Genomic DNA, 9846 nt, shown 5'->3' with positions numbered 1-9846 from the left:
CTGGAACACCCACCCCCGGCCGTTCGTGTGGACCAAGACCGCCGAAGAGATCCTCGAATCCCTAGCACGATTTTGCCGACGAATTTCAGGCGCATAACACTAGGTGCCCGCTGCGCCCGGGGGAAGGTCCTCCGGGCGCAGTCCCTGGCGTCGTTCAGGAGGCGGGTGAGGACAGCCAAGCGTCGATCTCCCGGCGTAGCCGGGCCTTGGTCGCCTCCGGAGCGAACGAGGCGTCGACTCCCGCACGGGACAACGCGGCCAGCGCGGTGTCGTCGTACCCGAAGGCGTCACGGATGCGGGCGTACTCGTCCGTGAGGGTCGTGCCGATAATGACCGGGATGTCGGTGTTGATGGTGACCGTCAGTCCGGCGTCGCGCAGCCGGGGCAGCGGGTGGGCGGCGAACGAGGACACCAGACCGAGCGCGACGTTCGAGGACGGGCAGACCTCGAGCGCCAGTGCCCGGTCCCGCACCTCGGCGACGAGGTCCGGGTCGTCCAGGACACGGATGCCGTGGCCGAGCCGATCGGCCTGGCCGACGGTCATCGCCTCGCGGATGCTCGCCGGTCCGCACATCTCGCCGGCGTGGTGCACCAGACGCAGCCCGGCGTCCCGAGCCTCCCCGACGACCTCGGCGAAGGGGGTGAGGGGGTGGGACTCGTCGCCGGCCATGCCGATGCCGACGACCCCGTCCGCGGCGTGGCGGGCCGCCAGTTCGACGGTGCGCCGGGCGCGGTCCACCGAACGCCGTCGCGAGTGGTCCAGGATCACGCGGCACTCGATGCCGTACGCGGCCTGTCCCTCGGCGAGCCCGTCGAGGACGGCCTCCAGCGGCATCTCAGGCAGGCCCAGACGCTCACCGTGCGCGGCCGCCGTGAAGGTGACCTCGGCGTAGCGGGTCCCCTGCGCCGCCTCGTCCGCGCAGAACTCCACCGCGATCCTCCGGAAGTCCTCCGGACGGCGCAGGCAGTCGCGGACCATCGTGCCGAGGTCGGCGAACTCACGGAAGTCGTCGAACGCGACCGGGCCGTCGCCGTGTCGCGCCGGGACCGGGACCGGGACGCCACTGGCCGCCCCGATCTCCTGGAGCGTCGCCCACCGGACGGTGCTCTCCAGGTGGACGTGCAGGTGGGCCTTTGGCAGGCGGGCCAGATCGCGCATGCCGCGATCCTAGGAACGACATCGCCGCACGTCACCTCATATATCGCGGCATTCGACCGCCACCGGAGCGGCGTCCCGGGCGGGCGCTCGGCACCGTGGGTCATGCCAACACCAAGGATTCGTGCGCGATAGGGGCCTCGGTCATTGCCGCCCGTTGGCGTTTCCGGCGCGCCGCTGAGCCCGTGCCGGTCGCGTCATGGAAAAGCGCTTGGTCGAGCGGGTGACCCTTTTACGTGGCCATCCGCGGCTCACTGGCGGCCCGGAACGGCGGTGTTAGCCTTTCGACCGGTCAGAAAAAGACGTGATCGTGCGATCCCGCCGCGCACGCTGCTCGGCGAAAAGTCATTCGCAGCAGGATGACGGAGAAATCACCCCGCATCAGCATCGAAGAAAACAAACACCCTTGGGGGAACCATGCGTAAATGGACTGTTCGCGCCGCTCGTGCCGTCCTCGTCGGAGCCGCGTTCGCGGCGGTCGGAACCGGCATCGCCAACGCCGACACGACGAGCGGCGACCACAGCATCGCCGGCGGCACGCAGATCCCGGTGTCCGTTCCCAACCTGCTGGCGGGCAGCGCGATCAACGTGCTCAGCCCGCACTCGAACGTCTCGACCGGGAGCACGCAGCGCTTCCGCTACAGCTACCACCACCGCAGCAGCAGCATCACGGCCACGTCGCTCGGCGGGTCGTCCATCGGTAGCGACAACCAGGTCGCAGCGCCGGTGACCGCGCCGATCATCATCTGCGGCAACGCGGTCTCCGCCGGGGGCCTCGGCACCGCGACCTGCAAGGGCCACTCGTCCATCTCGAGCGGCGCCTCGTCGTCGCAGGCGTCCTCCGCCTGCAACGCCTCGTGCGCGCAGGCGCCTTCCGCCTGCAACGCGTCCTGCGCGCAGGCGCCTTCCGCCTGCAACGCCGCGTGCGCTCCCGCGGCTGAGGCCCCGGCCGCGCCGGTCTGCTCGCAGGCCTGCGCTCCCGCGGCCCCCGCGAAGCCGGAGGCGCCGGTCTGCTCGCAGGCGTGCCAGCAGCCGGCCGGAGCGCCGGCCGCCTGCCAGGAGACCTGCGCCCAGCACTCGACGCAGAGCACCGACATGGCCCGCGACCAGCTCCTCAGCAACAACCAGGCGACGGTTCCGGTCACCGCGCCCATCGTGGTCTGCGGCAACTCGGCGGCCATCCGCGGCATCGCCGCCTCGGCCTGCGACGGGGACGCGTCCTTCACCCGGAACGTCTCCTGACCTGAAGCATTTCCGCCCGGCCGGTCCTCCGGCCGGGCGGTTTTCATTTTTCCAGGTGGGTATTCTGTCCTCGATCGCTCGAATCGCCGGGCGGATCGGGTGCCTGTGTTTACTTCTATCTGGCTTGGATCTGGCACATCCGAATACCAGGACTGACCTTTCCTTTCTGTGGACCCGGTCGATATCCAGATGGCGAGCAATGCGCCGAAAAGGGTAATGGTACGTCTCCCTTCTTCCAGGGTATGTGCTGCTGCTGAGTAGCTCGCTCGCCATTTGGAGGACGGTGGATGAAGTCGCCTGGTCACGAATATGCTTCGGTCGTAAAGCCGCACGTAGGCTCGGCCCGTCCCGCGTTACTGCGATATCCGGTCATCGGGGTGAGCGTGCTGCTCGCCTTTTGTACGCCCGGCGAGGCGTCGGCCCGTACGGACCGCGGATCCGCGGTGACGGCCGCCGCCCGGCCGTCCCAACGGCAACTCCGGGTCCTGCACGCCTATGAGCGCTACCTGACACGGGTCGCCGCCCAGCGGGCCGCCGCCCGACGGGCCGTGCACTTCGCCTACCGGCAGATGGGCAAGCCCTACCGATGGGGCGGGGCCGGCCCGCGATCGTACGACTGCTCGGGCCTGGCCATGGCCGCGTGGCGCAGAGGCGGGGTGCCCCTGCCGCACCGGGCCGACATCGAGTACCACACGATCAGGCGCAAGGTGCCCATCAACCGTCTGCGCCCGGGCGACCTCGTCTTCTTCTCCGGCGCCCGCCACGTCGGCATCTATGTCGGCCACGGCCGCTTCGTCCACGCCCCGCACACCGGGACCGTGGTCCAGCGCGGTTCCCTGACGGGGTGGCGACGCCGGGCGTTCGCCGGCGCCGCACGGCCGGGCGCTCCCGCCTATCGGGTCTGGCCTCGCTGGGTCCGGTCGCTCGCCGCGCGGCCACGGAGACGGATCAGCGGATCGATGTCCGTCCCGACCACGGCCGCGCCCGGGTCGGTGTCCGTTCCGCACCGTCCCGCCCGGTCGGTCTCGGAGCCGACGTCCGTCCCGGCACCGCACCCGAGCACCGCACCCACCGCGCCGGCGTCCGCCCCTGCGGAGTCGGCGCCCGCGGGGTCTGCCCCTGCGATGTCCGTGCCTGCGGCGCCGACATCTGTGGCGCCGACACCTGCGGGGTCTGCCCCTGCGAGGTCCGCCCCTGCGAGGTCCGCGCCTCCGGGGTCGGCCTCTGGGGCGTCGGCGCCTGTCGGGTCTGCCCCTGCGGGGTCGGCGCCTGGGGCATCCGCGCCTGCGGGGTCCACGCCTGCAGCATCTGCGCCTGCAGGGTCCGCCTCTGCGACGCCCGGCCCTGTGGGGTCGGCGGCTGCCCCGGCGCGGTCCTTCGGGGGCTCGCCCGAATCGGCCGCCGCAGGGGCGCCTGGCACGGCCCCCGTTTCCGCCCGGCCGATGGGCGGGTCCGGGACGACGGAGCAAGAGTGAGGCGGCCATCCACCGTACAGGCAAGTCGGCGACGGACGTGGCGCGCACTCCGCCGAACGTGTGCGACGAGTCGCCACGGGGTCCTACCGGAGACGGCAGGGCGTTGTGACGTTGTCCCTTCAACGACATCACGCCATGCAAGGTTTATTTGCGATGTAGTGGGCAAAGTGCGGTCACGGCTGCCGTGGGGGCGAAACATGAACAGACACGATCACGGATCGGAACGATGGCCGGGTTCGCGGCATGGGCGGTGGGGCGCGCAGCGGAAGGATCCGCACCAGCCGGTCATCCGGACACTCGTCGCCGAATACGTGCACATCCTCCGGTTAGGGCTGTCCGCCTGCCTCGACGACGAGCCTGATATCCAAGTCGTCGCCGACGCGTGGGACGCGGACGCTCTCGCGGCGGCCGTGGCGGAGCTACGGCCCGCCGTGGCCGTCATCGATGTGGACCTGCCCGGTACGGACGCGGCGACCCGCTTCCATGCCGTGGCGTCCGGATGCGCCGTCGTGATGCTGGCCGACCAAGCGGATCCGGGCGGTGTCCGCCGGGCACTGGCCGTCGACCCGCTCGGTTTGATCAGCAGGCAGGCGCCGGCGGAACTGGTGACGCGCTGCGTCCGCCATGTCGCGACGGGCCGACGGGTGATCGATCCGGAGCTGGCGCAGACCGCCCGCGCCGTCGGGGAGAACCCACTGACACCCCGCGAGCTGGAGGTTCTGCGGATCGCGGCGAACGGAGCCACGACCGCGGAGATAGCCGATGTGCTGTCGCTGTCGGTCAAGACGGTCCGGAACCACCTGTCGAGTGCCATCAGCCGGACGGAGGCCCGCAACCGGATCGACGCGATCCGGATCGCCAGCGAACACGCGTGGCTCTGACCATCGACGGGCGGCCGGCCGCGGCGCGCGGTCGTCGATCCCACCCTGCGGCCGGCCCCGCCGCCCGACGATGGTCAACCCGTCCCCAGCCCGGTCGCCCGTCGACGGTGAATCCGTCTCCGGCCTGGCCGTCCGTCGTTGGTGAGCCCGTGCGCGGCCTGGCCGTCTGTTGACGGTCGACCTGTGCCTGGCCTGGCCGCCTGTCGATGGTGAGCCCGTGCGCGGCCCGGCCGTCTGTTGACGGTCGACCTGTGCCCGGCCAGGCCGTTCGCCGACGGTCAACCCGTGCCCGGCACGCGGACCGCGCCGAGCGTGTGCAGCAGGTCCATCACCGGCTGGAGTTTCTCGTACAGCAGCAGGATCGGCTCGCCGGGTGTGGCGACGCCGAGGGCGATGCCGGCGGCGTCCTTGAGGTCCCCCGCCGGGTGGCAGCGGACGTCCGGGCGGGCGTCGACCAGTCCTCGTACGATCAGCCGGGACATCTCGCCGGGGCGGCGGCCTCGCAGATCCTCGTCCTCGTACACGACGACGCGGCCGAACGACCGGGCGACCGCGCGGGCGGTGTCGATGACGAGTTCGTCGCAGCGGTCTCCGGGCAGGGTCACGGCGGCCACGCCGTCCCGTCCCCAGACCTGCCGCAGGAGTTCGCCGGCGGCGGCGACGGCCGCCGGATTGTGCGCGTAGTCGACCACGATCGGGCGATCGTCGATCAGGAAGGCGCAGCCGCGCCCGGGGTTCAGTTCATGCGGGTCGAACGATCGGAGACCTCGTGCCACCAGGTCGGCCGGCACGCCGAGCGCGCGTGCGGCGGCCGCGGCCGCCAGCGCGTCGCCGATCACGTGCCGCGCCCTTCCCCCGAACGCCCCGGCCACGTCGGCGACCGGCAGTAGCGCGTACCGGCGCGTCCCCTGGCCCTCCGTCAGCGCCCCGTCTTCGACGAAGTACGCGACGCCGCCGTCGCCGAGGTGCCGGGCGAGGCACGGTGTGGTCGCCGAGATTCCGAAGTAGCGGACGGCCGGTTCGCGATCCCGGACGCGCCGACGCTCGGCGAGCTCGGCGGTCCGCGGGTCGTCGGCGTTCAGCACGAGGTGCCCGCCGCGGCGGATCTCCTCGGCGACCAGTGCCTTGATCTCGACCAGGTCGTCGACCGTGGTGATGTCGTCGACGCCGAGGTGGTCGTCGGTGATGTTGGTGAGGACGGCGACGTCGGCGCGGTCGTAGCCCAGCCCGCGCCGGACGATGCCGCCGCGCGCGGTCTCCAGCACCGCCGCGTCGACGGTCCGGTCCCCGAGCACCATCGCGGCGGAGCGGGGACCCGAGGCGTCGGACTTGTGTACGAGTTCCCCGCCGACGTACACGCCCTCCGTGGTGGTCATGCCGACGCGCCGGCCGTCCTGCGCCAGGATGTGGGCAATCATGCGTACGGTCGTGGTCTTGCCGTTGGTGCCGGTGACGGACACGATCGGCACGCGCCCGGACGTGCCGGGTGGATAGAGGCGGTCGACGATCTCGGCGGCGACGTCGCGGGGCCGCCCCTCGTACGGCGCGAGGTGCATGCGCAGGCCGGGTGAGGCGTTCACCTCGATGACGCCGGACGCGCCGGCGTCGGCGGGCAGCGGTGCGGTGATGTCCGGCAGGCGCAGGTCGATCCCGCAGATGTCGAGGTCGACGGTCGCCGCGACGCGGCGGCAGAGCCGTACGACGTCGGGGTGGACGGAGTCGGTGACGTCTTTGCTGGTCCCCCCGGTCGACAGGTTGGCGTTGCGGCGCAGCGTCACGACCTGGCCGGCGTCCGGCACGGAGTCCGGTCGCAGGCCCTGCCGGGCCAGGTGGCCCAGCTCCGTGGGGCCGAGCACGAGGCGGGTGAGCGGACGGTCGTGGCCCTCGCCGCGTGCCGGGTCGGTGTTGGCCGTGGCGACCAGTTCGGCGATCGTGGAGATGCCGTCGCCCGTCACCTTGGCCGGGCTGAGCTCGGCGGCGGCGATCACACGATCTCCGACGACGAGCACCCGGTGGTCCCGGCCGGGCACGTACGCCTCGACGAGCGCGGCACCCTCGTCGGCGGAGGCCGCACGGAACGCGGCGGCCACCTCGTCGGGGTCGGTCAGCTCGATCGCGACGCCGGCCCCGTGGTGGCCGGCCGGCGGCTTGACCACGACCGGGGCGCCGATCTCGTGGAAGGCCGCGATCGCCTCCTCGGCGGTCGTCACGATGAGGCCCTCCGGCACCGGCAGCCCGGCTCCTTCCAGCAGCCGTTTGGCGAGCATCTTGTCCCCGGCGGCCTCCACGCCGATCGCCGAGGTCCGGTCGGTCATCGCCGCCCACACCGTGCGCCGGTGCCGTCCGTATCCGAGGTGGAGCAGGTTGAGGTCGCCGACCCGGCGGACGGGGATGCCCCGACGCCGGGCCGCGGCGGCGAGCGCCGCGGTACTGACGCCGAGGCGGGTCCGCTCGTACGCGGCGGCGAGGGCGGCGAGCTCGGCGTCGAACGCTCCGCCCACCTCGCCCTCGCTCACCAGACCGGTCACCGTCCGGATGGCGAGCTCGATGAGCCCGCCGACGAGCGAGCCTTCGGCGGGCTCGTCCCGGGGGCGTTCGAGGATGACGTCGTAGCATCCCGGCGCTCCGGCCCAGACCGTACGGCCGAAGCAGACGTCCCGGCCGATCATCGCGGACAGCTCGAGCGTCACGTGCTCGGTGACGTGCCCGAAGTACGTGCCCCGGGCCATCGCGGCCAGCAGCCCGCCCGGCCGGCCCGCGGAACAGTGGTGGTCGGCCAGGCCCGGCAGGACCGACTCGAGCCGCGCGGCGAAGCCGGGGACGTCGCTGGTCTCGCGCTCGGTCAGTTCTCCTAAATCGAGACGAGCGATCACCACCGGTCGCGCGGTGTACACGTTGGGACCGTTCAGCCAGCGCAGATGCTCGAGGCGCACGGTTCACTCCTCTTCTGCGGGTAGTGGGCCGAACCACGGTTTGCGCTGTTCCATGTCGAACCAGCAGCCGGCCGGAAGGAGGTGGAGGCGTACGTGGAAGAGGACGATCGGATCGTCGTCGCAGTCCGCGTACCCCACGGTCGCCTGGTCGGCGTCGACGACGGTCACGACGCCGCTGCCGATCACTTCGAAGCGGCCCTTGCGGACGACGATCGCGGTGTCCTCGTCGATGCCGACGCCCAGCCGCCGGGTGTCGAGCGCGATGCCGCTGAGCAGCCGCGGTAGCCGGCCGCGTTCGGCGAAGTGCATGTCGATGAGCACGTCGTCGAGCAGACCGAGGCCGGGGCCGAGCCGTACGGCCGAGGCGGAGACCTCGTGACCGTCACCCCCGAGGATCATCCAGCGGCCCATCGCGGTGGCGCCCGCGCTCGTGCCCGCGATGACGAGCCCGTCGCCGCCGAGCCGTCGCCGGAGCAGGGCGTTGACCTTCGATCCCACGAGACCGCGGATGCGCGACTGGTCACCGCCGCTGAACAGGACGCCGGTGGCCTTCCGGAGCACGTCGAGCGCCGCCTGGCTGTCGGCGGTGGCGCGGTGCGGGAGCCGGAGTTCGGTGACCGAGGAGACGCCGAGCCGGCGGAACACCCGGGTGTACTCGGCGGCCACCTCCTCGGGCATCTCGGTGGCCGTGGTCACGATCACGATGTGCGAGTCCCGTGCGCCGGAGAGGGCGACGAACTCCTCGAGAGGCCCGGTCCCGCAGGTGCGGTTCTCCGCGCCGCCGATGACCAGGAGCCGGCCGTCGCGCGGACGCTCCTCCCTTATGTCGGTCACGACAGCTAGTTACCCTAATGTCACTTCAAGTAGTCAGGCCGAGGCTCGGCTCGTCCCTGGCGTCCTGCGCCGCGCCGGACGGGGCCCCGGTCGCCGTCGACGGGATCGCCGGAATGGCGACGTGCTGCCGGGGAGAAGTGGCCCTGGAGCGTACGGGTGAAGTGCCGGAGCGTAAGGGCGATGTAAGGGAGTGCGAGGGACGAAGGCCGATGAAGGTCAGCGCGCCGGACGGTAAGGTCGCGGCGAATTGCCCTAAACGCCGTGAAACTGGGCTAATGTGTAGCGCTCTTGATCGCTCTGACTGCCACGAGCCTCTCCGGTCGAGATCGGGCGGGTGGGCTTCGTCGGCGACGTCGGTCTCCTGACCAGGAAGGACTGTTTCGGCCGCCGTCGTAGTCCGACAGGTCGACTGCCCCTTCGGTAAGCTTTTTCTTACCTCAAGGATCCCCGTCCGGTCGTCGTGCGTCTAAGGGGCGCTGGATTCACCGCTCACCGGAAGGGCGTCGGGTAGGTAAGAAAAAGAGGCGCGCTGGTCATCCTCTGAGGGGCACACTCTCTCCGAAGTGGAGCGAATGGGGGCGCAAAGCCCAGTTTGCTTTGGAGGTGGCCATGCCGCACACGGACGTTTATGCCGACGTTCGCCTTATCTACCGTCTTCTTCTGGCGGTCGACGTCGAGAAATATAGTACGCGCGACGCGCGGGGACAGCTGCGCGCACAGACTGATCTCCGCAGCATCCTCAGTCTGGCCGCGCAGAACGTCGGCCTCGACCGCAGCCTGTGGTACGAGCAGGTCAGCGGCGACGGCGAGCTCGCGGTCCTGCCCGAGGACGTCGACGTCTCCCTCGTCGTCGGCGACTTCACGCGCCAGCTCGAGACCGTCCTCGGCGAGTTCAACCACGCGCGGAGCGGGGGCCGGCGGCTGCGACTGCGCGTCGCGCTGCACCACGGCACCCTCACGCCTGGACCGTTCGGGCCGGCGGGCGACGCCCCCATCGTCGTCAGCCGCCTGCTCAACGCCAAGCCGCTGCGCCGCGTGCTCGCCGACCAGCAGCACCGCGACGTCGCGCTGATCGTCTCCCAGACGCTCTACCAGGACGTCGTACGGACCGGGTTCTGCTCCCTCGATCCGCAGGACTTCCATGCGGTGCGGGTCAACGCCAAGGGCGTCCTCTACCACGGCTTCGTGCAGCGGCGCGCGGTCGAGGAGGAGCTCGCCCAGCCGGTGCTCCGGGCGATCGGGGAAGGCGGCGGCGGAGGGCACGTCGCGAAACTCGTCGCTCTCCCCGGCGGCCGGGGCTGATCGATCGCGCCGCGGCACCGGCG

7 protein-coding genes are annotated in these 9846 nt (G+C 71.4%); 4 read left to right on the top strand and 3 right to left on the bottom strand.

The window, feature by feature from the left end; translation table 11 throughout:
- Positions 1–154 precede the first annotated feature (154 nt).
- On the bottom strand, positions 155–1159 hold the full coding sequence (gene add / locus AB0I04_RS49025; RefSeq protein ID WP_360901673.1) for an adenosine deaminase: 1005 nt from the start codon (positions 1157–1159) through the stop codon (positions 155–157).
- Between the two features lie 414 nt (positions 1160–1573).
- On the opposite strand from add, the gene AB0I04_RS49020 reads away from it, so the two are divergent.
- The 3 genes from AB0I04_RS49020 (at position 1574) to AB0I04_RS49010 (ending at position 4754) form a co-directional block, all read left to right on the top strand.
- The gene (locus AB0I04_RS49020) at positions 1574–2398 is read left to right on the top strand and encodes a chaplin family protein (RefSeq protein ID WP_360901670.1); all 825 of its coding nucleotides are present in this window, start codon (positions 1574–1576) and stop codon (positions 2396–2398) included.
- 287 nt (positions 2399–2685) lie between these two features.
- Positions 2686–3873, top strand: a complete 1188-nt coding sequence (locus tag AB0I04_RS49015) for an NlpC/P60 family protein (protein ID WP_360901667.1) — start codon at positions 2686–2688, stop codon at positions 3871–3873.
- Between the two features lie 197 nt (positions 3874–4070).
- Positions 4071–4754, top strand: a complete 684-nt coding sequence (locus AB0I04_RS49010) for a response regulator transcription factor (protein WP_360901664.1) — start codon at positions 4071–4073, stop codon at positions 4752–4754.
- A gap of 278 nt (positions 4755–5032) precedes the next feature.
- Here AB0I04_RS49010 and cphA read toward each other — a convergent pair whose 3' ends face one another.
- Together cphA and AB0I04_RS49000 are read right to left on the bottom strand one after the other, a co-directional pair.
- Positions 5033–7687 (bottom strand): cyanophycin synthetase, encoded by a 2655-nt coding sequence (gene cphA, locus AB0I04_RS49005; protein ID WP_360901661.1) that lies wholly within the window; start codon positions 7685–7687, stop codon positions 5033–5035.
- Positions 7688–7690: 3 nt separating this feature from the next.
- Complete coding sequence (locus AB0I04_RS49000) at positions 7691–8521, bottom strand: cyanophycinase (protein ID WP_360901658.1); 831 nt, start codon at positions 8519–8521, stop codon at positions 7691–7693.
- 609 nt (positions 8522–9130) lie between these two features.
- On the opposite strand from AB0I04_RS49000, the gene AB0I04_RS48995 reads away from it, so the two are divergent.
- Complete coding sequence (locus tag AB0I04_RS48995; protein ID WP_360901655.1) at positions 9131–9823, top strand: hypothetical protein; 693 nt, start codon at positions 9131–9133, stop codon at positions 9821–9823.
- The last annotated feature ends 23 nt before the right edge of the window (positions 9824–9846 follow it).

The organism is Actinoallomurus sp. NPDC050550, from assembly GCF_040655075.1.
In the GTDB taxonomy this organism is placed as follows: Bacteria; Actinomycetota; Actinomycetes; order Streptosporangiales; family Streptosporangiaceae; genus Actinoallomurus.
The sequence above is the reverse complement of the archived record's forward strand: the minus strand, read 5'-3'. Positions and strand labels throughout refer to the sequence as shown.